This window comes from Prosthecobacter sp., assembly GCF_044222345.1.
GTDB lineage: Bacteria > Verrucomicrobiota > Verrucomicrobiia > Verrucomicrobiales > Verrucomicrobiaceae > Prosthecobacter.
This window is the reverse complement of the sequence record NZ_JBGANL010000012.1, coordinates 1-25,222: the sequence shown is the minus strand read 5'-3', so window position 1 is coordinate 25,222 and position 25,222 is coordinate 1. Positions and strand designations below refer to the sequence as shown.

19 protein-coding genes are annotated in these 25,222 nt (G+C 59.1%); 15 read left to right on the top strand and 4 right to left on the bottom strand.

What is annotated here, in order from left to right:
* From ACILSL_RS08855 to ACILSL_RS08845, 3 genes are read left to right on the top strand one after another with little or no spacing between them, the layout of a single operon-like run.
* On the top strand, window positions 1-1,404 hold the full coding sequence (locus ACILSL_RS08855; protein WP_395731649.1) for an FAD-binding oxidoreductase: 1,404 nt from the start codon (window positions 1-3) through the stop codon (window positions 1,402-1,404).
* A 2-nt stretch (window positions 1,405-1,406) separates the two neighbouring features.
* Complete coding sequence (locus ACILSL_RS08850) at window positions 1,407-2,717, top strand: (Fe-S)-binding protein (RefSeq protein ID WP_395731648.1); 1,311 nt, start codon at window positions 1,407-1,409, stop codon at window positions 2,715-2,717.
* Window positions 2,718-2,727: 10 nt separating this feature from the next.
* The gene (locus ACILSL_RS08845; protein ID WP_395731647.1) at window positions 2,728-3,330 is read left to right on the top strand and encodes a flavin reductase family protein; all 603 of its coding nucleotides are present in this window, start codon (window positions 2,728-2,730) and stop codon (window positions 3,328-3,330) included.
* A 78-nt stretch (window positions 3,331-3,408) separates the two neighbouring features.
* Here the strand turns inward: ACILSL_RS08845 and ACILSL_RS08840 are convergent, their stop codons facing one another.
* Entirely contained in the window at window positions 3,409-5,490 is a 2,082-nt protein-coding gene (locus ACILSL_RS08840) for an FAD-dependent oxidoreductase (RefSeq protein ID WP_395731646.1), read from the bottom strand.
* 134 nt (window positions 5,491-5,624) lie between these two features.
* Between ACILSL_RS08840 and ACILSL_RS08835 the strand changes: the two genes are divergently transcribed.
* Window positions 5,625-6,122, top strand: coding sequence for a hypothetical protein (locus ACILSL_RS08835; RefSeq protein ID WP_395731645.1), 498 nt, complete (start codon window positions 5,625-5,627; stop codon window positions 6,120-6,122).
* A 69-nt stretch (window positions 6,123-6,191) separates the two neighbouring features.
* Complete coding sequence (locus ACILSL_RS08830) at window positions 6,192-7,496, top strand: YeiH family protein (RefSeq protein ID WP_395731644.1); 1,305 nt, start codon at window positions 6,192-6,194, stop codon at window positions 7,494-7,496.
* Here the strand turns inward: ACILSL_RS08830 and ACILSL_RS08825 are convergent, their stop codons facing one another.
* Complete coding sequence (locus ACILSL_RS08825; protein ID WP_395731643.1) at window positions 7,497-7,904, bottom strand: RrF2 family transcriptional regulator; 408 nt, start codon at window positions 7,902-7,904, stop codon at window positions 7,497-7,499.
* A gap of 92 nt (window positions 7,905-7,996) precedes the next feature.
* Here ACILSL_RS08825 and ACILSL_RS08820 point away from each other — a divergent pair, with 92 nt between their 5' ends.
* The 3 genes from ACILSL_RS08820 (at window position 7,997) to ACILSL_RS08810 (ending at window position 11,590) form a co-directional block, all read left to right on the top strand.
* A complete protein-coding gene (locus ACILSL_RS08820) occupies window positions 7,997-9,355 on the top strand; it encodes a replication-associated recombination protein A (protein ID WP_395731642.1) in 1,359 nt (452 codons plus the stop codon).
* Between the two features lie 290 nt (window positions 9,356-9,645).
* Window positions 9,646-10,254: a 3D domain-containing protein gene (locus ACILSL_RS08815; protein ID WP_395731641.1), complete on the top strand. Its 609-nt coding sequence runs from the start codon at window positions 9,646-9,648 to the stop codon at window positions 10,252-10,254.
* A gap of 115 nt (window positions 10,255-10,369) precedes the next feature.
* Window positions 10,370-11,590: an alpha/beta hydrolase gene (locus tag ACILSL_RS08810; RefSeq protein WP_395731640.1), complete on the top strand. Its 1,221-nt coding sequence runs from the start codon at window positions 10,370-10,372 to the stop codon at window positions 11,588-11,590.
* 41 nt (window positions 11,591-11,631) lie between these two features.
* On the opposite strand, the gene ACILSL_RS08805 is transcribed toward ACILSL_RS08810, so the two are convergent.
* Window positions 11,632-14,079, bottom strand: coding sequence for a PVC-type heme-binding CxxCH protein (locus tag ACILSL_RS08805; protein ID WP_395731639.1), 2,448 nt, complete (start codon window positions 14,077-14,079; stop codon window positions 11,632-11,634).
* Between the two features lie 137 nt (window positions 14,080-14,216).
* On the opposite strand from ACILSL_RS08805, the gene ACILSL_RS08800 reads away from it, so the two are divergent.
* The 6 genes from ACILSL_RS08800 (at window position 14,217) to ACILSL_RS08775 (ending at window position 20,419) form a co-directional block, all read left to right on the top strand.
* Complete coding sequence (locus ACILSL_RS08800) at window positions 14,217-15,359, top strand: hypothetical protein (RefSeq protein WP_395731638.1); 1,143 nt, start codon at window positions 14,217-14,219, stop codon at window positions 15,357-15,359.
* A 30-nt stretch (window positions 15,360-15,389) separates the two neighbouring features.
* Entirely contained in the window at window positions 15,390-16,574 is a 1,185-nt protein-coding gene (locus ACILSL_RS08795) for an inner membrane CreD family protein (protein ID WP_395731637.1), read from the top strand.
* Window positions 16,575-16,658: 84 nt separating this feature from the next.
* Window positions 16,659-17,357 (top strand): two-component system response regulator CreB, encoded by a 699-nt coding sequence (gene creB, locus ACILSL_RS08790; RefSeq protein WP_395731636.1) that lies wholly within the window; start codon window positions 16,659-16,661, stop codon window positions 17,355-17,357.
* Entirely contained in the window at window positions 17,354-18,781 is a 1,428-nt protein-coding gene (creC, locus tag ACILSL_RS08785; RefSeq protein ID WP_395731635.1) for a two-component system sensor histidine kinase CreC, read from the top strand. Before creB ends, creC begins: the two co-directional genes overlap by 4 nt.
* Window positions 18,782-18,827: 46 nt before the next feature.
* Complete coding sequence (locus ACILSL_RS08780) at window positions 18,828-19,991, top strand: sulfite reductase flavoprotein subunit alpha (protein ID WP_395731634.1); 1,164 nt, start codon at window positions 18,828-18,830, stop codon at window positions 19,989-19,991.
* 26 nt (window positions 19,992-20,017) lie between these two features.
* Window positions 20,018-20,419: a hypothetical protein gene (locus tag ACILSL_RS08775; RefSeq protein WP_395731633.1), complete on the top strand. Its 402-nt coding sequence runs from the start codon at window positions 20,018-20,020 to the stop codon at window positions 20,417-20,419.
* A 49-nt stretch (window positions 20,420-20,468) separates the two neighbouring features.
* Here ACILSL_RS08775 and ACILSL_RS08770 read toward each other — a convergent pair whose 3' ends face one another.
* Window positions 20,469-22,880: a helicase HerA domain-containing protein gene (locus ACILSL_RS08770; protein WP_395731632.1), complete on the bottom strand. Its 2,412-nt coding sequence runs from the start codon at window positions 22,878-22,880 to the stop codon at window positions 20,469-20,471.
* Between the two features lie 101 nt (window positions 22,881-22,981).
* Between ACILSL_RS08770 and ACILSL_RS08765 the strand changes: the two genes are divergently transcribed.
* The gene (locus tag ACILSL_RS08765) at window positions 22,982-25,078 is read left to right on the top strand and encodes a prolyl oligopeptidase family protein (protein WP_395731631.1); all 2,097 of its coding nucleotides are present in this window, start codon (window positions 22,982-22,984) and stop codon (window positions 25,076-25,078) included.
* Window positions 25,079-25,222: the final 144 nt, after the last annotated feature.

Sequence of the window (25,222 nt, the reverse complement as noted above, 5' to 3'; positions counted from 1 at the left end):
ATGACCTCCGTGAACCAAATCGACACCAGCTTTATCCAGTCTCTCAGGGAAATATTACCTCCTGACAGAGTGCTCACCTCAGCCGAGGACATTGTGCCCTACAGTTTTGATGGCACCGCCGCCCTCAAGCAGCGTCCCGGCGCTGTCGTTTTTCCGCTGACCGCCGTGGAAGTCTCCGAGTGCGTCAAGCTCGCCCGCAGAAACAACATCCCCGTGGTCACCCGTGGCTCCGGCACCGGATTGAGTGGTGGCAGTGTGCCGCTGTCAGGCTGCCTCGTGATCTGTCTGGTGAAGATGGACAAGCTTATCGAAGTCGATGAGAAAAACCTCACGCTGCGTGCGCAGAGTGGTGTCATCACCAAGGAAATCGACGATGCCGCCGCGAAGGTTGGTCTCTTCTATCCGCCTGACCCCGGCTCGATGAAAATCTCAACGATCGGTGGCAACGTGGCCGAAAACTCGGGTGGTCTGCGCGGCCTCAAATACGGCGTCACGCGCGACTATGTCATGGGCATCGAAGTCGTGCTGCCAGACGGCACGCTGACCTTCCTCGGCAACAAGTGCGTCAAAGACGTGGCGGGTTACTCCATGAAGGACCTCTTCATCGGCAGTGAGGGCACGCTGGGAATCATCACTGAGGTCATCCTGAAAGTGCTGCCGCGCCCCAAGGCACGCAAAACGATGCTGGCGCTGTATGATTCGATGGACGCCGCCGCCAAGACCATCTCCGCCATCATTGCCGCCAAGATCATTCCCTGCACGCTGGAGTTCCTTGACCGCGTCACCGTGCATTGCGTCGAAGACTACGCCAAGATCGGCCTGCCCACCGATGTGGAGGCTCTGGTGCTGATGGAGACCGACGGCCATCCTGTCGTCGTGGAAGAAGAGGCCGCGCAGATGATGGCGCTCGCCAAAGCCAACGGTGCCCACGACGTACGCGCCGCTGCGGATGAAGCCGAAGGCGCGAAGCTCGCCGCCGCGCGTCGCAATGCCTTCTCCGCGCTCGCCCGCGTGCGCCCGACCACGATCCTTGAAGACGTGACCGTGCCGCGCAGCGAACTCGCCACCATGGTCGCCTTCATCGACAGCGTGGCGAAGAAGCACAAGCTGCAGATCGGCACTTTCGGCCACCTTGGGGATGGCAACCTGCATCCCACCTTTCTCACCAATGAACGCGATCACGAGGAGATGCACCGCATTGAGATCGCGCTGGAAGAAATCGTTGAGGAAACCATCCGCCTCGGCGGCACCGTCACCGGTGAGCACGGCGTCGGCCTCGCCAAAAAAGCCTTCCTCAGACGTCAGCTCGGAGAAGGCAGCTTCGAACTCATGCGCAGCATCAAACAAGCCCTCGATCCCCAGGGCCTGCTGAACCCCGGGAAGATTTTTGATCCGAGGAACTGATCATGCCATCTGCCAATCTTCTCAAATCCCTCGACTACTCCGTGCTGCAGCAATGCATGCACTGCGGCATGTGCCTGCCCACCTGTCCCACCTACATGGAGACCAAGCTGGAGCGCAACAGCCCGCGTGGCCGCATCTCCCTCATGCGTTCGGTGGCGGACGGCGAGCTCGAAGTCTCCCGGGCGCTCTCCGACGAGATGTACTACTGCCTTGGCTGCCTCGCCTGTCAGACCGCATGCCCGGCAGGCGTGAACTACGCCGAGCTATTTGAAACCGCGCGTGCCGAAGTCGAGCAGGCGCAGGTGAATGACGGCATGCAGCGCGGCTTCTGGCGCTGGCTCTCGCTCAATGTCATCTTCATGCGCCCTTGGCTGCTGCGTTTCATCGGGCGCGTGCTCCGCGTGTATCAAAGCACCGGATTCGATCGCCTGATGCGGAAGGTGCATTTTTTTGGCCTCATGCCTCCTTCCTTGGCAAAGCTGGAGCCACAGACGCCGAAGATTGCTGCGGAGTTCTCCGATGATCTGATCTGGCCGGAGGAAGTGCCGCAGCAGGGCAAACGCTACCGTGTGGGTTTGCTCACGGGTTGCATTCAGGATCTGGCGTTTTCGAATATCAACCGTGACACTGCGGATGTCCTGCTGGCAAACGGCTGCGAAGTCATCACGCCGCGCTCGCAGAGCTGCTGCGGCTCGTTGCATGCGCATAATGGCGAGCTCGAACTCGCACGTGAACTCGCCCGCAGGCAGATCGACAGCTTTGATCTAGACGAGCTCGATGCCATCATCACCAACGCCGGCGGCTGCGGTTCCCATTTGAAGACCTACGGTCATCTGCTGCATGATGATCCTTTCTATGCGGAAAAAGCGCAGCAGTGGGACAAGAAGGTGAAGGACATCCACGAATGGCTGGTGCAGATCAGTTTCCGCAAGCCCGCCGCAGGTGCCGGTGTGGCGGAAGTCACCTACCACGAAAGCTGCCACCTCTGCCACGGCCAGAAAGTCGTGTCACAGCCACGGCAGATTTTGAACAGCATTCCGGGGCTTGTGTTCAAGGAGCTGCCAGAGTCGAACTGGTGCTGCGGCAGCGCGGGCATCTACAACATCACCCAGCCCGAGCAGAGCCAGAAGCTTCTGGACCGCAAAGTCGTGAACCTGCGGCAGGCGGGTGCCCCCGTCGTGGCCACCAGCAATCCTGGATGTCATCTTCAAATCGCCAATGGGCTGCGCGCTTGTGGCAGTCATCCGTGCCACGAAGTCACGCAGCCGGTAACTTTGCTGGCGCAGGCGTATCGTGCTGAGTCCTCGTCTTGACTCTCTTTCCATGGAACTCGACCTCACTGGCCCCCTGCGTGAAGACGCCTACATGATCCTCGCCGGACTCGTCACCCCGCGTCCGATTGCCCTCACCACCACCGTCGATCCCGAAGGCCGCGTCAATGCCGCCCCCTTCAGCTTCTTCAACGTCCTGGGGGATTCTCCGCCCATCGTTGGCTTCTGCCCCGGCGACCGCTCTGCCGGGGTGCCGAAGGACACCGCACGCAACATTCGTCTGACACATGAGTTCGTCGTCAATCTCGTCGATGAAGCGCTCGCTGAGAAAATGAATCTCTGTGCGGCCACGCTGCCTCCCGGTGAGAATGAATTGCTGCATGCCGGACTCACAGCGGTGCCGAGCAGCGTGGTCAAACCACCACGCATTGCCGAAGCCCCCGCCAGTTTTGAATGCCGCAGCCACAGCATCATCGAGATTGGGGACAACCGCCTGATCATCGGTGAAGTGCTGCGCGTGCATGTGCGCGATGGCATCCTTGATCCTGAAACGTGGCTGGTGAAACCGGGGAATTATCACCCCATCGGACGTATGCAGAGTCCCAACTGGTACTGCCGGACGCAGGACATGTTTGAGATGAAGCGGCCGAAGTGAGTTTCCCCAAAGTAGTTAAGAGCCTCAGCTCGCTCTGGAAAACGCAGAGTTCTTCCCAGAACGAGCTAAAGCTCGGTACTACTTTTTAAGAATCCACTGAGCCGCATCAATGATGACGTGGCCCTTCGTGCCTTCATTGCGGATTTCGAGCCAGCCGGCTTTGCCTTTTTCAAAGCGGTAGGTGCCCAGGGGGAGCAGCACATCTTTCTCGGGGGCTTTTTTCTTCTGATTCACCACCACCGTGGCCTCGCCCTCGGCGTGGTGGATGATGACAGGAACGTTTTCAGCGCGATTGGCCAGGGCGGTGTAGGTGATGGCGACGCGATACTGGCCTGCGGCAGGCAGGTCGGGGGTGAAGCGGGCTTTCTGCTCGCCTTTGGCGGTGTCGCCATCGTGGCGATAGCCTTCTCCGACAAAGCCCGGTGTGGTGTGGCCTTCGGACGTGAAGCCGGTGAGTTCGGCCTCGCTGTCATCGACGACAATGCCACCGAGCTTCTCCTTGCTGATCGAGACATGCTCTGGCATCGGTGGTGATTCGAAGTCGAGCATCTGGCCGTCGGCGAGGAGCTTTTCCTTGAGCTTGGCGAGGTCGATCTGCTGCAGGTCTCTGCCGGATTCGATGGCAATGACAGCGGCGGTGGCGGAGCTCTGGCCCATGACCATGAAGACGGGCTCCATGCGGATGCTGCCGTAGGCGATGTGCGTGGCGCTCAGGCACACGGGTACGAGCAGGTTCGTGCACTCTTCGGCCTTGGGAGTGATGCTGCGGTAGCTGATGGGGTAGGGGCGGGTGCCGATCTGGATATCGCCCTCATTGCGAACAAAGCCTTCCTTGGTGATGTAACGCTGCACGTTGTGCGAGTCCATGTTGTAGGCGCCCATGCCCACGCTGTCTTCCACGATCTCGCGGCGCTTGCAGTTCTTTTCGCTCATCACGTAGCCGCCGATCATGCGGCGTGCCTCACGCACGTAGAGCTGGCGGGGCCAGTTGCCGTTGTCTTTGAATTCATCCTTGGCCAGACCCAGTTTCTGGAAGGCGGCTCGCATCTTTTCCGGCACACGGGGGTGGTGTGCATAGGTCCACATGAGGCCCTTTTGCCAGTCTTCGTGGGCTTTCCAAATCTTCGCGCGGGTTTCGTAGTCGGCGTCTGGGTAATCAAAATTCTGGCCGATGAAGTCGGTGCTGATAGCGAAGTTGTTGTTCGTGTCGGTCTTGCGGTTGGGCATCCAGGTGGGAGCCCAGGAGATGCGTTCGTCACCGGCTTCGACATTGCGCAGGGCCAGTTCGAACCACTTCTCGTCATAGTTGGCGGGCTTCTCCCAGTCGAGGCGGTTTTCCGGCACGTCGGTGGTGCACATGCGGAAGTTGTAGGCCTGCAGCTTGCGGTCGCCGCTTTCTTCCTCGCCAATGTCGCCGGGATCAATGCCGGGCAGCACGCCGCTCTTCGGATCGCCGGGCTTCACATAGGGATCGACGTTCTTGATGAACTGATGGTGGATGGTTTTCACCTTCTGCACGCCGTTGATCGTCTCGCCAAACTGTGCATTCGGCTCGCGGCCCACGGCATAGCTCACTCCGGCCTTCGCCATCAGATCGCCCTCATAGGTGGCGTCGATGAACATTTTCCCGTCAAAAGTGCGCCCGCTTTCCATGATGATTTTCGTGATGCGAGCGCCCTCTTTGACCACGCCCTTTTTCAGGTCCAGGCGTTCGCTGAACACCACGGTCACCTTGTCTTTCACGGTGGCGAGCATGGCGTCGTAGATCTCCGTGGCGACATGCGGCTCGAAAGTCCACATGGTGTCTTCGCTGCCGGTGTTGCCGTGCTGCTTTTTGGCAAAGTATTCCTCACGGGTCTGGTGCTGCCATTTGGCCGGGTCATTGTAATATTTGAAGACGTTGGCGTAAAACTCACGCGACATGCCGCCGATGGCCTTCTTGTTGCCGATGTCCGTGGCACCAAGTCCGCCGGTGGTCAGGCCGCCGAGAAACTTTGTGGGTTCGATGAGGACGGCGGTTTTGCCCATGCGCGCCGCCTGGATGGCCGCCGTGATTCCTCCGGAGGAGCCGCCATAGACGACGATGTCATACGAATCTGCCGCCGCGAGCGGGGAAACGGCGGCGAGCGTAACAATGAGGAGGGCTGGGAGGAGCTTCATGGTAAGCGGCACCCAGCCGCAGGCGGGATGTTTTTGCAACTCTCAGGATGCATTCCGAGATGTAGCGAAAATATAATCGAATAGTTCTTTAAAGGGAGCGTCAGAGTGCAGGATAAGATTCACATCACCACCTCATGAAGACTTCCCTCGTTCGCACGCTGACCTTTGGAACCCTGCTGCTGACATTCTCCCTGACCTCCTGTGCTGATCCCTACGGTTATGGCTACGGCGGTGGTGGCTACGGTGGATACAATCAAGGCTATGGCGGTGGCGGCGGCTATGGCCGCTCCTCGGCAGGTGGCACCGTCGCAGGCGCTCTCATCGGTGCTGGCGCGGGTGGCATCATCGGCAATCAGCGCCATCGGGGCCTGGAAGGAGCTGCCATTGGCGGCGTCCTCGGTGCCCTTGCTGGCAGCATGCTGAGCAATGGCCAGCGTCAATATCCACAGCAGGGCTACGGCCAGCCGAATTACAACCAGCCTTATGGCCAGCAGAGCTGCCCGCCACAGAATGGCTATGGTTATGGCCAGCAGCCAAACTACGGCTACGGTCAGCCGTCCAGTTATTACCCCGGCAATGGTTATGGCCGGCTGCCCGGGAACAATCCTTATGCCTTTGGCAACTGGCAGTAAAATCTTTCCCCCGGCGGGCGTTTGAATCGCGGCGGTTTTCCCGTCGCGATTTTTTTTACCCATTCACCTATGACCGCCAACTCCGCAGCCTCCGACTCTGCTTATCCCACTCCAGGACCTTCCACCGCACGCTGGTGGCAAAATGAAGACTGGCTCGCCGTTCTGGCTGCACTGCCCATCTTGATCGCGGTGGCAAAAGGGTGGAGCCCCAAAATGCCTGCTTTGGGCTGGAGCGGAGTGGCAGATGCGGGAAAGGCCTTCTCTGCGGACAACTTCGCCGTCAGCGGTGTCTTGCTGGCCTTGTTCCTCGGTATCTCGGCGCTTGCGCTGGCTGCTTCACTAGGCAAAAAAATTGGGTCTTTTTTGTGCGGTGCCGTGGTGGTGTTTGTTCTGGGCTGGCTGTCGCAGTGGATCGCGGCCTATGCGGGCATCAAGGCCTGGGGGCTCGAATATGTGGTGTTCGCGCTTGGTTTGGGCCTGCTCTGGAGTCACACGCTGCCTGTGCCCGAGTGGCTGCGCGAGGCCGTGCGCACGGAGTTCTTCATCAAAGTGGGCATTGTGCTCCTCGGTGCGACGATCCTGCTGCCGGAGATGATGAAAGCGGGTCTCCCCGGTCTGGTGCAGGCTGCGCTGGTGATTCCGGTGGTGTGGTATGTGTGCTACTTCATCTCCAGGAAGCTCAAGGTGGACGATGAGTTCGGCGTCATGCTCTCCACCGCCGTTTCCATCTGCGGGGTGTCCGCCGCCATTGCCGCCTGCGGCGCCATTCAGGGGGACCGCAAAAAGCTCTCCTATGTCACGTCCATTGTCCTGCTCTGCGCGGTGCCGATGATGATCATGATGCCCTGGGCGGTCAAGTCCATGGGCCTGTCCGAGGCCGTGGGCGGTGCCTGGATCGGTGGGACGCTGGACACCAGCGGCTCGGTGGCGGCTGCGACCGAACAGGTGGGCAAAGACGCCACCAAGGTGGGCGTCATCGTCAAGCTCTCCCAAAACGTGCTCATCGGCGTGGCCGCATTTATTTTGTCCATCTGGTGGACGCTGCGTGGTGGAAAAGACGGCGCGTCGAAACGAGAGAAGCCCTCCATCCGTATCATCTGGGAGCGGTTTCCCAAGTTTGTGATTGGCTTCGTCATCGCCTCCGTTGTGTTTTCGTACTTTGTGCCTGCCGCCGTGGCAGAAGCCGCCAGCAAGCCCCTCAAAGGCCTGCGTGAATTGTGGTTCGCCGCAGCGTTTGTCTGCATCGGGCTGGAGACGCGTTTGGGTGAACTCTTCAATCTTGGCGGCGGCAAGCCTGCGCTCGCCTTTCTTGGTGGACAGATCTTCAACATCGCCTGGACGCTGATCCTGGCCATGTGGCTGTTTGGCAAGTGATCAAATATCAAACGAAACCGTCTCGCGGGAGCGTTCCTTGGCGATGATCTGCGCCACGGTGTGCTCCGCAAACCACTGCGCCACCTGATCACGCAGGCCGCTGAAGACCTGCCCCAGCGCATCCTGATCCGCTCCCGGAACGGGATCAAACGGGCCGTCAAACAGCGTCACCACCTCTCCAATCGTGATTCGCGCCGGATGGGTGACGAGCTGGTAGCCGCCGCCCACGCCGCGCTTGCTGCGCAGAAGGCCCCCGTTTTTGAGGGCCAGAAGGATCTGCTCCAGAAACTTCAGCGGGATGTGCTCCTTGCTAGCGAGATCCTGGATGGAGAAATTTGTGCCCTCGCGCTCACGCCCCATCGCCACGAGGGCGCGGAGGGCATATTCGGCTTTTTTGGAGAGCTTCATCAGGGGGCTTTATCGAACATCAAACGACCGCTGGTGCAAACTGCGATTTGCTGCCGGAGCGTTTCCGCGTCATTCATCGTCCCTTCCACTGCATGAGCGACGACTTTTTTGCCTCTCCGCCCCCTGAACCGCCCCGTGCGGGTGCAGCGGTGCACCATGCAGGCGCGCCGCTGGCCTCCCGCATGCGGCCGCGCACGCTCGAGGAGTATGCCGGCCAGCAGCACATCCTAGCCGAGGGCAAGCTGCTGCGCCGTGCCGTGCAGGCGGACCGTTTTTCTTCGATCATCCTCTACGGGCCGCCTGGCGTGGGCAAGACCACGCTGGCGCACATCATCTCCCAGGAGACGAAATCACGCTTCGTCACGCTCAGCGGCGTGGAGAGCAGCGTGGCTGACATCCGCAAAGAGGCGGAGAATGCCGGGCATCACATCCGGCTCTACAACAAGACGACCATCCTCTTTGTGGATGAGATCCACCGCTTCAATAAAGCGCAGCAGGATGTGCTGCTGCCGCATCTGGAGCGCGGTACGCTGCGCTTCATCGGTGCCACGACGCACAATCCGTTTTTCTATGTGAACAGCCCGCTGGTCAGCCGCTCCCAGGTTTTTACGCTGGAGCCGCTGGGCATTGCTGACCTCGAAGCGCTGATGGAGCGTGCGCTGAGTGATACGGAGCGCGGCCTCGGCGGCATGCATGCCCGGATTGAGCCGGACGCGCGCCTGCACCTCGCCACCGTAGCGGATGGGGATGCGCGACGCTGCCTCAATGCGCTGGAGCTTGCTGTGCTCTCCACGCAGCCAGATGAGGCAGGAGAGATCGTCATCACGCTGGCCGCTGCGGAGGAATCCGTGCAGCAAAAGACCGTGGTGTATGATGGGGACGGGGATGCGCACTACGACACCATCAGCGCCTTCATCAAAAGCATGCGAGCCTCAGATCCTGACGCGGCGCTCTACTGGCTGGCCAAAATGCTCTACGCCGGGGAGGACATCCGCTTCATCGCCCGGCGCATTGTCATCGCTGCCAGTGAAGACATTGGCATGGCTGATAGTAACGCTCTTCGCGTTGCGGTGGCAGCTCAGCAGGCCGTCGAATTCATCGGCATGCCGGAGGCACGCATCATCCTGGCGCATGCCACCATTTACAATGCCACCGCACCGAAGAGCAACCGCTCCTACACCGCCATTGATGCCGCTTTGGAGGATGTGAAAAACGGCCGCACCCTGCCGGTGCCGAAGCATCTGCGGGATGCCCATCACAAAAAAGCCGCCAAAGAGTTTGGCCACGGCGAAGGATATCTCTATCCGCACAATTACGAGGGTGGTTTCGTGCCCCAGCGCTGCCTGGAAGGGGGCCGCCAGTACTACGATCCCACAGCCAATGGATTGGAAGCTCGCATCAAAGAGCGCCTCGACCACTGGCGAAAGCTCTGGGAAGAGCAGGCAGAATAAAAGGGCAAAGAGACGGCGGAGGCAAAACCACATAGCTCGGACGGCTTGAAGGCGAGGAGTGTAACTATCCAAGAGTTACGCAAATTAACATTTGTTGAATGTTAAACATATGGAAAATATTCTTTTTATATTGAAGGTATATGAAAATTACGGTACGTTTTTCGTAATTCCAAAACTATCCAGCCATGTACAACTCACATTTGATGACCGCTGGCCTATGTAGTGTCTTGATGGCCATGATTTCTAGCTGTGCTCTGCCTAGGCAATCCCTGCTCTCAACATGGAGAGAAATGCGGCACAAATCGTCCGCTCCCTTGCAAACCGGGGTCAAATACGAAGTGCGCAAGGCCTTGGCCACCAATGTCCCGTTCCGTCCCAGCGCGATCAAGCGCTACACCTTTGTGCTGGATGACCCGAAACCGCCGCTGCTGGCTGCCTCAAATTTGTATCGCAATTCTCAGATGCGAGTGCGCACCACCGCCTACACGCACGATGAAAGCGATCACATCATCTATGGGGTGAAGAATGCGATCGGCACCAATTTGAGATTTGGCAGCGTTCGCAGTGCTGCCGCAGACTGGTCGCGTTTTCCTGTCGGCACACTCTTCCGTATCGCCGGCCAGCCCGGCGTCACCTATGTGGTGGATGATTACGGCAGCGCCCTCGTCGGCACAGGCACCATCGATTTGTATAAACCGAACCGTTCCATGATGGACAACTGGGGCGTGCGCCATGTGGATATTGAAGTGATTCAGTGGGGATCGTATGAAAAGAGCATGGACTTCATGCGCGACCGCACCAAATGGCGCCACGTGCGCGCCATGATGGAAGGCATTGAGGCGCGCCTGCGCACGGCTGCTTTGCCGCATGCAAAGTCACCTTTCACGGCATCTTTATAAACAAGAACCGGGGACTCCTGAGAGCCTCATTTTTCGCCTCTCCTCGATTGCTAACACTGCATCCAGGGAAATCGGCGATATTCCACCGCACGATGTGGCGTTAGAAACCTCACACATGCGTTTCGCCCTTCTTTCGTTGTTCCTCTTCGCAGTCACTTTCAGTTTTGCTCAAAACAAACCGGGTGCGCTGCCTTCGATCACACCGCGGCAGATCGCGGCCGCCTTGGGAAAAACATCGACTGCCGAGACACAACAGATGCTGCATGATCAGGTCGTGCGTCTCTTTGGCCGGCAAAATCTGACACAGGGCAGGGCGGCGGCAAAAATCGAAGCGACCACCGTTGCCTGGGCCATCATTGATCCGAAACCCGCACGAGTCGTGCAGCAGGACGGCACTCTGATCGGCGAGATGACAGCGCTGGGGGAGGACGGCCTGCAGGTGCTCGTCACCGAAATGCCCAATTTCACCGAAACCGGCTACCGCGTGGAGTCCGACGGCATGCCCCACCTCGCAGGCACGGTGCACGTCGAATATTTCGAGTACACTGCTGACAGCCTGCCTCACAAAGAGGTGCCGCAGGGCAGGCTGGAGAAGTTTGAATGGAACACCAGCGAGGTCTTTCCAGACACCGTTCGCACGGTGACGGTCTACCTGCCCGCAGGCTTCAAGCCCGGCGAGGAAACCTGCCTCATGGTCTGGCAGGATGGCTCACGCCATGTCGATCCCAACGGCTCCATGCGCGCCTCAGTGGTCTTTGACAACCTCATCCATAAAAAAGAGATGCCACGCACGGTTGGCGTCTTCATTGATCCGGGGCGCATGATAAAGCAAAAGCCCGGTGAGAAGGCTGCCAATCGCGGTTTTGAGTACGATTCGCTTGGCCCTGCCTATGCGAGTTTTTTGATCGACGAAATCCTGCCCGAGGTCGAGAAGCGCTATCAAACCAAGTTTCGGCCGCAGCCTGAAGCCTGGGCCATCGCAGGAGGTTCCTCCGGCGGCATCTGCTCCTTCACCGTCGCCTGGGAGCGGCCTGACAAATTCCGCAAAGTCCTTTCCTGGGTGGGCTCCTTCGTGGATCTGAAAGGGGGGGATGTTTATCCCTCGCTGATCCGCGCCTCGGAGCGCAAACCCATCCGCATCTACCTGCTTGATGGCGAAAACGATCTCGACAACAAATTTGGCAACTGGCCCATCGCCAACAAGCAGATGGCTGCCGCACTGAAGTATGTGAACTACGATTTTCGCATCGACTGGACCCAATGCTTTCACGGCAGCAAAGGCATGGCGCCCATGCTGCCCGAAGCCCTGCGCTGGCTCTGGCGTGATGTGAAATAAATTCCGATCACCATATGGGGCGGTGATCGCACGGTGTTATTTCACGGCTTGCTGCCGATGTAAGCCAGCACATCCACCACATCCTGGGCGGTGAGCACACTTTCCAGGCCTTCAGGCATGATCGAAGACGTCAGCGTTTTCAGGGTCTGAATCTCCGTGCGCAGCACGACGATGTCCGCGCCACCTGGCAGGCGAATCGTGATGTTGCCCGGTGTCTCAGAGGCCAGCTGGCCCACGATCATGCTCTTGTCCTTTTTCGTCACCTGCGTGGCCGCGTTGCGTTGCTCCACCGCACGGTTTGGGTCAAAAATGGCCTCGATGAGCTGCTCACGCGGCTTGGTGGCCACCGTGGTCAGGTCTGGCCCCACTTCCACGCCCAGCTCACGCACCTTGTGACATACCATGCACACCTTCTGAAACACCGCTGCTCCGCGTTTTGCATCGCCACTGAGGCTGGCTGTCTCCGTCACATACTTGGCCACCACCTTCTGCCTGTTCGGATTCTGGTTGGTGATCACCGGCATCACCGCCTTGCTGGGCGCTTTCTGCGGCACTTGTTTGAGCAGCGCTTTTTCATGCTCACTGAAGACTGCATCTGACTGCGTGCCGGTGGCCGTCAAAGCTCCGGCACGGACCTGCGGCGTCAGCGGATGGATCAAGGCAAAAACTTCATCTGCACTCATGCCGCCGAGTTGCATCAGCGTGAACGCCGCCTGGATGCGCACTGCCGGGGCAGCACCTAGCAAAGGCTTCAGCGCAGGAATGGCAGACGTCTCATTTCGCTCAATGAGCAGCCGCTGCGCCGTATCCCGCATCCACCCATTGGCAGAACCCATCGCTGCAATGGGATCGTGCATTGTCGTCCTGCCTTGAGGTGCTCCGCTTTTGCTGATCCGATAAATTCTTCCCCGATCCTCCCCGCCGCGCAGCTCCAGACCACGCGCGATCTCCGCCGGAATCCACTCCGGGTGCTCCAGCACGAGCCGGTACATGTCCACCACATACAGCGCTCCATCCGGCCCTGTGCGTGCCATGCTGGGGCGGAACCAGTTGTCCTCACTGGCGAGGAACTCGCTGCCCACATCATCGGGGTTGCGTCTGCAGGTGATGGTGCCGCCGTCGTAGTTCAGCACTTCACGATGCACCAGATTGTTGGCTGGTTCGCAGATGAACATCACTTGCGCGCCGTCGGTGCCGAAGGTGCTGTCACGAAAGGGGATTGGCGAGCAGCCGGAGGTCAGCGTGTTGACCGCGCTGCCCTGATTGAAGCGCCGCACCGGCGGGCTCGCGGGGAAGACGCGCTTTTCGTCATTCATGTCGCTGCGGATGGACTTCACCACCACCTCAGGATGGCGTTCGAGATAACGGAACGGCAGCCAGTAGTGCCAGCCGATGGTGCTGTTGTTGTTGCCGAACCAGTTGCCAAAATCATCACGCCACTTCCCATATTGGCTGCGTCCGCCTTCCAGAGCGAATTCGCCGCTGCGCGGATCAAAGCGAAAATCGTTGGTGCCGAGGGCGATTTTTTTGCCCGTCTTCACACAGGTGATGTCGCCGCCGCTGTCGCCATTGGCACCGTAGAACCAGCCATCCAGCCCCCAGCAAAAACCATTCACCAAGTGCTGCGGATTGCCGGCGGTGAAACCTGTGTACCAAGTCTCGCGCTTGTCGCATTTCCCATCGCCATCCGTGTCCTCGGCGTAGAAGATGTCCGGGATGTTGGCAATGAAGACGCCGTTCTTCCAATGTGCGAGACCCGTGGGATGCTTCAGCCCGTCAAGAAACAGCGTGGACTTGTCGTACACACCGTCGCCATTCGTGTCTTCGAGGATTTTCACACGCCCCGTTTGCAGGTCAGAAACTTTTTCCTGCCCCACACTGCCATCCTTCGTTTTTTCACCGGGGGCAAAGGGGTAGTCTCCCATTTCAACGACCCACATGCGGCCTTTCGCATCCCAGTCGATGAACACCGGATCCTGCACCAATGGCTCGGCAGCCACCAGTCTCGCCTCAAATCCCGGCTTCACGTGCAGTGCCTTCAGAGACTCCTGTGGCGACTTCGGCGCGGGGCCGGGCACCTTGAGCAGTTCGGTAAAGGGAATACGCTGCTTGGTTCCGCTCCACATCGCACCATCGTGAAAGGAGACGCCGGTGTCGCTGCCATCCGCGCGAACGATCAGCGGCAGGCTGTTCGCATCTCCCGTCTTGCCTTCGCGCATCACCTGCGACCAGCCTTCATCCCACTGCAGGCCCTTCTTGGCACGTTCCTTCGGCACGAAGAGAAACACGCCATACTCACGCGCATTGGAAAGCACGATGTCCTCATGGCCGTCGCCGTTCAGATCCACAAACCGAACGCCGTTGTCGCGGCCTTGATTATCCTGGAGTTTGGCGGCGTCGGGCAGCGGATAGTCGCGCTGGGCCGGCGGCACCTCGGCCGCATTGAGAATGCTGCTGCAGATCAGAAGGGAAAGGATGAGTCTTGGCATGACGGCGGATGGAGCATAAACCAACGCTGCTGCCAGCCGCTTTCCTTTGGAGGAAGGCAATTTTGTGCTGTGTGTTTTCACGTCCATTTCATTCTGGTTTCATCAAGGTTTCACGCCCCTTTTGATTTTGGGCGTCGATGAAACCACTCATTCTCCTTCTGCTGGGAGCCAGCGCTCTGCTGGCTCAACCCGTCACCAACGCCACACTTGATGAGAGCGAGGTGCGCATCACCTACGGCGAACTCAAGCGTCTCGTTGCTGCCACGCTGCCAAAGGAGCCGCCACCTCCCGCAGTCAAGCCACCGCCTCCGGTCACGGCGGCGCTGCTTTCCGCGCTGTACCATCTCGACTCCCAGGCCGCCACGATCACCGCCGAGATGCAGGTCGAGAACTTCGATGGCGAGTGGCACGCGGTCCCCCTGACGGGTGCTGCCGCGGGAGTGCTCACCGTGGAGCCCAAGGATGCGCGCCTCATTGTCAATGACGACCATCTCTGCCTCATTACAGACAAAGTGGGCGCACAAAATGTGAAGCTGACCTTCGCGCTTGCCAAAACAGGGCAGGGGACCACGCTGCATCTTGCCGCATCACCCATTGCATCGCTCGAAGTCAAAGAACTGCCCGAGGGCAAAATGCTGCTTCTTCAACACGGGGCGGTTACGCAAACTCTCAGCAGTGCGGGCCTCGTTTCCCTTCCGGCGCCGGGTGGCGATGTCTCCTTCACATTCGAAGATGCACGTAAGTCCGCGCCGACGTCTGTCGCCACTCTCACGGATGACGCCATCGTCTCCATGGCATCCTACACCACGCAGGTCGTTCGCGATGGTTCAGCGCTTACAGAGGGCGCGGTCACTGTGCGCCACGATCATCCGGCCAGGTTTATGCTGCAGCTTCCAGAGTCCGCCAAGCTGCTCCAATGCCATGTGAATGGCGAAGCCGTGCGTCCTTTGCTCGAAGAAGCGAACCGCGTGGTGATTCCCCTCGATGATCCCGCCACCGACGGGGCAGAGTCAGAAGTGAAGATCTCCTTCACCGCCGTGCTCTCTCCCTTGCAACTTGCCGAAGGTGAACTCGATCTCGCGCTGCCGCAGACACCGCTCTTTGCCAGGCAGATCGACTGGAACGTCCAGCTCCCCGCCGCCTACGACCTCAGCTTCGCGGGCAACGTTGATCCCATCACCGACAAGCCCGCCGCACCCGGTCTCCACCTGCGCAAGGCGCTTTGTCGTGATCAACAACCCCAGGCCCGAATCACCTACCGCAAGCGCACCACCAACTGATCCCCACGTCACCCTCATCTCATCACTGCTATGAAACTCACCCATCTCGCCTCCATCGCCGTCATCTTCGTCTGCACCACCATCGCCTGGTGGCTGCTGGGCGGTGTTATCACACAACGCACCGCCCAGGTCGGCTATCAAACAGGGGACGATGTCAGCGGACGCTGGGGCCCTCAGTTGATGCAAAAGCATCCTGGCGCACGGTACACTTCATCCAGCGGCTCCACCGTGGTGCTCCAGCCGTCAAAGAGCGATGTCAAAGTCCAGCTGGTCTATCAACCTGTCAAAATGGGGCTGCTCTGGCACCGCACCTACAGTGTGAAGTTTGAGGGCGCCTACTCTTTCACCAACAGCACGGCCATCACGCAGACGCTGAACGTGGGATTCGATCTTCCCGCTGGAAAGACACTGCTCGACAAAATTCGTTTCACTCTCGGTGAAGGCGCTTCCATGCGCCGCTCCATGGCGGCACCGCAGGAAGGTGTCATTTCGGACAGTGTTCAGCTTGCTCCGGGTGAAAGCATTTCAATCAGCGTCAGCTACGAATGCCGCGGCATGAATTCCTGGGGTTACGTCTTTGCCGATGCCAGCCGCATTCGTGACTTCGCCCTCTCAATGAGCACCAATTTTACCGATGTGAATTTCCCCATCAGTTCACCCACTGATCGCAAAGCCACTGAGAAAGGCATGGAACTCGTCTGGAAATACGAAGACGCCATTTCAGCGCCGGGCATCAGCCTGGAAATGCCGCGCGAGCTCAACGCCGGCCCCGTGGCCGCCCAGATCTCCTTCTATGCGCCGCTGTCTCTGCTGCTTTTCTTTGTCGTGATCATTATTGCCGCCACTTCACGTGGGGTGGCGCTGCATCCGGTGAATTATTTTTTCCTCGCCGCAGGTTTCTTTGCCTTTCCCCTCCTGTTTTCCTACATGCTGGATGTGGTTCCCGTGCATTTCAGCTTCGTCATCGCCGCAGGGGCTTCACTGCTGCTGGTGTGCGGCTATCTGCGCGCCGCCGCTGGAGATTTTCTGTTCCGCGTCGCCATCGTCGCACAGGCCGCCTACATGGTGCTCTTCAGCTACAGCTTTTTCTTCAAGGGGCTCACCGGGCTAACACTCACTGTGGGGGGCATTGTCACCCTGGGCGTCTTGATGGCCCTGACCGCCAGGGTGGACTGGAGCCAGAAGCTCGGCGCCGTTTCACCGCGTCTCGCATGATTCCAAGATTCGAGCCGCTGATAGATTCCAAACAAGCGTCTTGTCAGCCTCCCATCAGCGGTTCAAACATTCACCCCAGCCGAAATGCCTGCCAAAATCCTCATCGTCGAAGACGAGCCCTCCATCTGCGAAAACGTTGTCTATGCGCTCGAAGCCGACGGCTTTGCTGTGACGAGTGCCGCCACCGGGCATGCTGCTCTGGAGCAGATGAAGTCGCAGGACTTCAGCCTCATCATTCTCGATGTCGGCCTGCCCGACATCACCGGCTTTGAGGTCTGCAAGACGATCCGCAAGACGCAGTCGCTGCCGATTCTCTTTCTCACCGCGCGCTCCAGTGAAGTGGACCGCGTGGTGGGCCTGGAGATCGGCGGGGATGACTACGTCGTGAAACCCTTCAGCCCGCGCGAACTCGTGGCCCGCGTGCGTGCCATCCTGCGACGTGTTTCGGCCATTCCGCTGCCTGTACACGGCTCGGACACCTCCATCCCGCTTGTCATCGACGACACGCGCTGCCAGGCCATTTACTTCGGCACCGCCTTGAATCTGTCGCGTTACGAATTCCGCATGCTCAAAGCCTTCGCGGCTCATCCGGGGCGCGTGTTTAGTCGTGAGCAGCTCATGGATCACGCCTCCGAAGAGCCGGACGCCTCCATGGAGCGCACGGTGGACACGCATGTCAAAACGCTGCGCGCCCGCATGCGCGGCGTGCGGGAGGGACTCGATCCTATCGTCACGCATCGCGGCATGGGCTACTCACTGCTCGAAACCTGGCCCGCCGCATGAGCCTCACTGCACGTTTTCTGCTGGGCTTCGCCGTGGTGGCGACGGTGGGCTTGTTTGTGCTTTTTACCCAGCTCATCCACCGCGTGGAGCGGCAGTACTTTGAGGCCATCGAGGAACCAATGGTCGATGTGGCAAACATCCTCGCCGAAGTCGTCGGCGCGGATGCGGATGACGGCGTGCTCAAACCGCAGGCCGTCGAGAAGGCGGTGCATGCCGCCCAGCAGCGCCAGCTCAAGGCGCAGATCTACAACCTCAGCAAAACCCACGTGGACATGCAGGTCTATGTCACCGATGCGCAGGGGCGTGTGATCTTTGACTCCGCAGGTATCGAGAAGCCAGGCACGATCTCCAATCACCGTGATGTGAACCTCACCCTCATGGGGCAGTACGGCGCGCGCTCCTCCCGCATGAGCGAATACGATCCGCTTTCCATCGTCATGTATGTGGGTGCACCCATCCTGCATGAAGGCAAAACCATTGGCATGCTCAGCGTGGCCAAGCCCCAGCGTGGCGTGCTGGCTTTTGTGTGGGAGACGGAGCGCTGGCTGAAGTGGTCCATCATCACCACCGTGCTGCTCATGCTGCTGGGCATCTATCTCGCGGCACGCTGGGCCACACGCCCGCTGGAGGTGCTCACGCAGCATGCGCTGGCCGTGAGCCGCGGGGAGCGCTCCACCTCGCCGCGCATGCCGGGGCATCAGATGAAAACTCTCGCCAAAGCACTCGAAGACATGCGCGATGCACTCGAAGGCCGCGAATACGTGGAGCATTACGTGCAGAGCCTCACGCATGAATTGAAGAGTCCCGTGGCCGCCATTCTCGGCGCTGGTGAAATCTTGCAGGGAGATGTGCCGGAGCCCAAGCGGGTACGCTTCTTGCAAAACATCCACACGGAGGCGGGCAGGCTACGCGATCTCCTCGAACGCCTGCTGCACCTCGCGGCCATCGAAAAGCAGAAGAAGCTCGAAACGAACGAGGCCGTCGATCTTACGGGTGTGCTGGACCGTGCCTGGGATCATCTGGCGCTCATCGCCCTGGCGAAGGATGTGAGGTTGGAGCGTGACATGAGCGGGGAGCTTGTGGCGAAAGGAGATCCATGGCTGCTGGAAATCGCCGTGGGCAATCTGCTGCAAAACGCCATCGACTTTGCTCCAAAAGGCAGCGCCATCACTGCACACGGTTATCGTTTTGGTGGAAAGGTGGTGCTCGAAATCGAAGACTGCGGCCCCGGCATTCCGGACTATGCCCGGACCCGCGTCTTCGAACGATTCTATTCATTGCCCCGCCCGGACAGCGGAAAAAAGAGCACCGGTCTCGGGCTCTGTTTTGTCAAAGAAGTGGCGCAACTGCATGGTGGCAGCGTGGAACTGACGAACAGGGAAGGCATCGCTGGAGCGAAGGCGATGTTGATTCTTCCGGCCTGAGGCGGGCAGGTTTGACAACTCCGGCCTGCCTTTATACGCTCCGCCCATGAGCACTCCTGAAGCCGGCAAGCCCGTTTACAACGTCAAGAACCCCTGCGTCGCCAAGGTGAAGCGGATGTTCAATCTCTCCGGCCCCGATGCGCCCAAGCACACCGCGCATTATGAGATCGACCTTGCCGGTTCAGGTTTGGAGTACACGCCCGGGGACTCGCTGGCTGTGCAGCCCACGAATGATCCGGCGCTGGTGGATGATACTCTCGCTGCACTGGGTTTCTCCGGCGCTGAAATCGTCAGGCACCCGAAGACTGCCGCCGAAGTTCCCATTCGCCAGGCCTTGGTCGAAGGCGCGCTCATCACCGAGATCGACAACAAGCTCATCAAGGCCATCATCGAAAAGACGGAAGGTGACACCTTGCTGGCTGACCTCAGCGTGCCGGAGAAGAAAGAAGCGCTCAAAGAATACCTCTGGGGCCGATTTGTGATCGACCTGCTGCTTGAAAATCCCATCGCCAAGTTCACGCCCGAGGAGTTCATGGCCACGCAGAAGAAGCTGAATATCCGCCTCTACTCCATCAGCAGCAGCCAGAAGGCGCATCCGGATGAAGTGCATCTCACCGTCGCCACGGTGCGCTACACCAGCCACAACCGCGCGCGTGGCGGTGTGTGCTCTACCTTTCTGGCTGAACGCGTGACGCCAAACGAAACGCTCATTCCGTGTTTTGTGAATCACGGCAAAGGCTTCCGCCTGCCGGAGCCGCAGGAGGAGACTCCAATCATCATGTGCGGCCCAGGCACCGGCATCGCGCCCTTCCGTGCCTTCCTTGAAGAGCGCAAGGCTACCAGCGCCAAGGGCAAGGCCTGGCTCTTCTTTGGCGAAGTCAGTTCCAAGTCCTGCTTTTTCTACAAGAATGAATTCGAGTCCTATCTTGCCGACGGCACGCTGACCAAGTTCAGCACCGCCTGGAGCCGCGATCAGGCTGAGAAGATCTACGTTCAGCACAAAATGCTGGAAAACAGCGCCGAGTTCTGGGCCTGGCTGGAGCAGGGAGCAATCTTTTATGTCTGTGGCGATGCTTCACGCATGGCCAGCGATGTGGACAAGGCGCTTCACACCATCATTGAGCAGGAAGGCGGCAAAACGGCTGAGGAGGCCGCCGCCTATGTGCACGCGATGAAGGAGGCGAAGAGGTATCGCCGGGACGTGTATTGATCTGTTGCCACAAATTAGATCATCTCATGAAGACCGTGTCCCTGAATCGCCGTGGAAAGGACAGGGAGTATGCGATTGTGGGCGGATTGTTCTTCATCGTCTTCGGGTGCTGGACACTTAAGGGGGCGGTGTCTGGCCAAGTGAATGATTGGATTGGCGGCCTGTGGTTGCTATGTGGACTGTCGCTGTTAGTTCGCTGCTGGAAAGCGTCTGCTGGTGTTCACGAGCTTCAATGGGATGCAAATAGGGCCAAAATCTTCAGCGACGGTAAGGTCATGTTTGATGGTTCCATTCAGGAGTTTAAAATGATTGTCAGTGATCAACTCGGTTACGATTTTCACCTCGGGACGTCTTTTGTTTATCGATTGAGATCTGTGAATATCGAGGATGAGTTGCGTCTGTTGTTGGATGCGGCGTGTGCTGTTTGATGCCGCAAAAAAAACATGCCGAATGAATTAAGGCTGGTGTTTCAAATCCCTACTTTGCCAGCCACAAAATTCCCGTCGCAGTTACCTGGATGTTTTTCTTCACCGGACTCAGTTTGAACGTCTCAAACACCAGAGTGGCAGGATCGTATTGATCGCGGATTTTCTGGGTGTCATCGGCGATCTGCTTTTCCATTTCCGCCATCTCGGCTTTGAGGGACTCCAGTTCGCTCTGGGCGGCTTTGACATCCGCTCCTTCTTTCCACACACGCGAGGCGCTGTTGACGGTGCTGGCTTTGACGAGGCTGGTCTTGCGGCCCATGAACATGCCCAGAAGGCTGCCGCCGATTTCCACGAGGGTGCTCATTTTCGCACTGCTGGATTGTGCCTGCTGCACATCCACCTTGCTGGCGGCTTTCTCCGCCTTGTCTTGCAGCGATTTCATCGTCTTGGCTGTTTTTGCACGCAGTTCTTCAATCGCAGCGTCACGTTGCTCGCGCGTCGTTTGCGTGATGCGCACCTTGAACTCGTCCTGCTTCTCCCCAGGATTCGAATACACCTCCAGCAACGGTGAGAAGAAGAGTTCAAGGTTGTGGTTGGCAAACACCCAGTCTGCGAAGTCTTTCTTGATGCTGGCGTAGGTCGTTGTTTTCAGCGCGGGGCCCGGTAGATCAGCGTAGGCGGCGTTCTCCTTCGGCTCGCTTTCGTATTTTGAGAGATCGTCGTCTTTCGGCACATCGACAAACTTGTCCCACAGCACCTTCTGCTTTTCGATGTCGATTTCATTCACTAGGGTGATGATGCTGCGTCCGCTGATCTTCCGCTTCGCATCATCAAACATGACCGTCGCACTGCGTAAAATGGCGGGCGTGTAGGTGATGCGCTCGCCGTCTTCATCGCTGGGCTCAAAAAGCTCGGTGGCTCCTTCGGGCAGCTTCGGGCGCAGGGTGTTACGGTCGGCGACTGCCTCGCCGCTTGCTCCGGGCGGAGCAAAGCCATCATCCTCGGCTGCGGTCGCTGCCTTGGCTCCAGCCTTGGGGCGCAACGGGTCCATGAGCGCCTTGATCTGCGGGCGGGAGAGCGGTCCGCTGAGGTAGCTCATCAGCCAGCGCACGGTGAAGACCACGGGATGGTCTTCATGCACGTTGTTCATGAGGAAGACGCGGTTGCCGAGTCCTGCCAGCGTCTGCTCCATGAGCTGGCGGTCAAACTTGCCTCCCGCCGTGTTGGCTGCTCCTTCGAGCCCTTCGAGCACACGCATCTTGTCGCGCTCCGTTTGCAGGCGGCCCAGCCACCAGGTGCCGATGTTTGCCAGCGCCTTGTAGTCAAGGTCTGCCGGGTTCTGCGTGGCCAGCAGAATGCCGAGGCCAAACGCGCGAGCTTGTTTGAGCAGAATCATGAGCGGCTTCTTCGAAGGCGGCGTCGCCGTCGGCGGCAGGTAGCCGTAGATCTCATCCATGTAGAAAATGGCGCGCAGGGATGTGGTGCCCTGCTGCGTGCGCATCCAGCCGAGAAGCTGGTTCATCAGCAGCGAGACGAAGAACATGCGCTCTGTATCGCTCAGATGCGCGATGCAGAAGATCGTGATGCGCGGCTTGCCCTCAGGCGTGTAGTACATGCGCTGAATGTCGAGAGCCTCGCCTTCGAGCCAGGTGCTGAAGCCAGGAGACGCGAGGAGGTTGTTCAGTTTCATCGCCAGCGCGGTGCGCTTGGCCTCAGGCATGAAGCTGTCGAGATCCACCACCCCGACCTTGTGAATCGGCGGCTGCTGGATCTGGCGCACCAGATTTTCCAGTGTGATGTCTTGCCCCTTCTTCCAGCAAAAAGCGACAATGTTGCTCAGCAGGATGTGCTCCGGCGATTGGATGGGGTCAGCATTGACGTTCAGCAGGCCCAGCATGGAGGACACGGTGCTTTCGATGCGATCGCCGAGAGCTTCGGCGTCGTCCATCACCTCGGCGGGAGGGCAGTTCAGCGAGCTGAGAATGGACACAGGCAGTCCTGCATTGCTACCCGGTGTGTAGATCGCCATGTCCACCGTCGCGCGCAGTTTCTTGATGCGGTCTGCGCTTTGGCCCCACTCACCGAGACCCTTCTGCCACAGTGACGATTGTGCCGCTGCGTAATCCTCAGGCGACTGTCCTTTGCGCCGCGCTTCGTCCTCATTGATCCACGGGCGAAACTCCTCCGGCGTGAGATTGGGAAAAGTGAGCAGCGCATTGCCAATGTCGCCTTTCGGATCAATCGCGATGACAGGCACGCCATCCATCGCCGCTTCTTCGAGCAGGGACAGGCACAGCCCGGTCTTGCCGCTGCCCGTCATGCCGAGGACGACGCCGTGCGTCACCAGATCCTTGGAGTCGTAGAGAATGAGGTCGTCTTTGACCTGCTTTGCCGCGAGATCGTATTCACGACCGAGGTAGAAAGTGCCGAGCTTTTCGTATTGGTCAGGAGAGATGGGCATGATGGCTGGAAAGGGTGTGTAATGAGCGTGGCGGGGGCGGGTAGGATTGCAAAATGAGAATTGGAAAATGCAAAGTTTGAAATGACTGGCAGGATGCCGCCATGCGTGCCGCATATCTGCTCCTCATGACCACCGCCACTCTCACCGCCGAAGTTTTGACCTATCCCCAGACACGCAAGGAGGACGTGGTGGACGCTCATCATGGCGTGACGGTTTCCGACCCTTATCGCTGGCTCGAGGATGACAACTCGGAGGAGACGAAGGCGTGGGTGAAGGCGCAGAACGCGGTGACCTTTGGGTATCTGGAAAAGCTGCCGCGCCGTGAGGAGATCAAAGCACGGCTGCAAAAGCTGTGGAACTATGAGCGCGTGGGACGGCCCTTTGAGCAGGGCGGGCGCTGGTTTTACACCTACAACTCCGGCCTGCAAAACCAGGCGGTGCTCATGACCGCCGAATCGCTAGGAGGGGAGGCGAAGGTGCTGCTGGACCCCAATGCGATGTCAAAGGACGGCACCACCTCCCTCTCTGACTACGCGCCTAGCGAGGACGGCAAATTCATGGCCTACGGTGTTTCCGAGGCCGGCAGCGACTGGAACACGATCCGCGTGCGCGACATCGCCAGCGGACGAGATCTCGATGACGTGGTGCGCTGGGTGAAGTTTAGCGGCTTGTCTTGGCGCAAGGACGGCAGCGGCTTCTACTACTCCCGCTACGATGAACCTAAGACCGGCGGGGCATTGACGGCGAAGAACGAATTTCACAAGCTCTACTTCCACCCGCTGGGAAAACCACAGAGCGAAGATCAGCTCATCTACGAACGCAAGGACGAGCCGAAATGGGGCTTCGGTGGCGGCGTAACGGAGGACGGGCAGTACCTCATCATCCAGGTGTGGCTGGGCACGGAGCCCAAGAACCGCGTCTTTTACCAGAAGATCGCAGGTGGCCCGGTGGTGGAGCTGCTCGATGACAACGACGCACGCTATGAGTTCATCGACAACGACGGCCCCGTCTTCTACTTCCGCACGGACCTGAATGCGCCGTGCTACCAAGTCATCGCCATCGACGTGCGCAAGCCGGAGCGTGGCAACTGGCGCATCGTGGTACCCGAGGTGCCAAAGGTGCTGCTGGAAGGCGTGAGCACTGCAGGTGGCTACATGTTCTGCGAATACCTGCGCGATGCGAAAACCGAGGTAAAGTGTCTCGATCTCGATGGCAAACTCATCCGAGAGGTCAAGCTGCCAGGCATCGGCAGCGCGGGTGGCTTTGGCGGTCATCGGCACGATACGGAGACCTTCTACAGCTTCACCGGCTTCACCGAGCCCGGGGCCATCTACCGCATGGATCTCAAAACCGGAGAGAGCCGTCTGTGGAAGAAGCCGCAGGTGGACTTTGACGGCTCCGCCTATGAGACACAGCAGGTCTTTTACCACAGCAAGGACGGCACGCGGGTGCCCATGTTCATCGTGCACAAAAAGGGGCTGAAGCTCGACGGCTCGAATCCCACGCTGCTCTACGGCTACGGTGGCTTCAACATCAACCTCACTCCCGGTTTCTCCATCTCACGCGCCGTGTGGCTGGAGATGGGCGGCGTCTTTGCCATGCCCAACCTGCGCGGCGGTGGTGAGTATGGCCGCCAGTGGCATCAGGCCGGCATCAAACTGGGCAAACAAAACGTGTTCGACGACTTCATCGCTGCAGCAGAATGGCTCATCGCGCACAAATACACCACCAGCGCCAGGCTCGCGATCCAGGGCGGCAGCAACGGCGGTCTTCTTGTGGGTGCGTGCATGACGCAACGCCCTGAGCTCTACGCTGCTGCTTTGCCCGCCGTGGGTGTGCTGGACATGCTCCGCTTCGAGAAATTCACCATCGGCTGGGGCTGGAAAAGCGATTACGGCAGCGTGGAAAACCCGGCGGAATTCGGAGCGCTGCTCAAATACTCGCCTTATCACAATCTGAAATCCGGTGCCCGCTACCCCGCCACACTTGTGCTCACCAGCGACCACGACGATCGTGTCGTCCCCGCGCACAGCTTCAAGTTCGGCTCACGCCTGCAGGAATGCCAGGCCAAGGACGGTCCGCCGGTCCTCATCCGCATCGAAACCAGTGCGGGGCATGGAGCCGGGACGGCGCTGAGCAAGACCATCGAGAGGACTGCGGACGAGTGGGCCTTTCTGGTGAAGATGCTGGGCATGTGAAAAAGTACGATGGGCACTCCTGCCAGTACTGTTCGGCACGCACCGTTCTATTGAGCGATGGGGAATGATCCATGCACCTTGCTTTCAGGCAGTTGTGAGATGGAGCGAGGTGGTCAGATAACTGGCAGCGAGGCATCCGGGCAC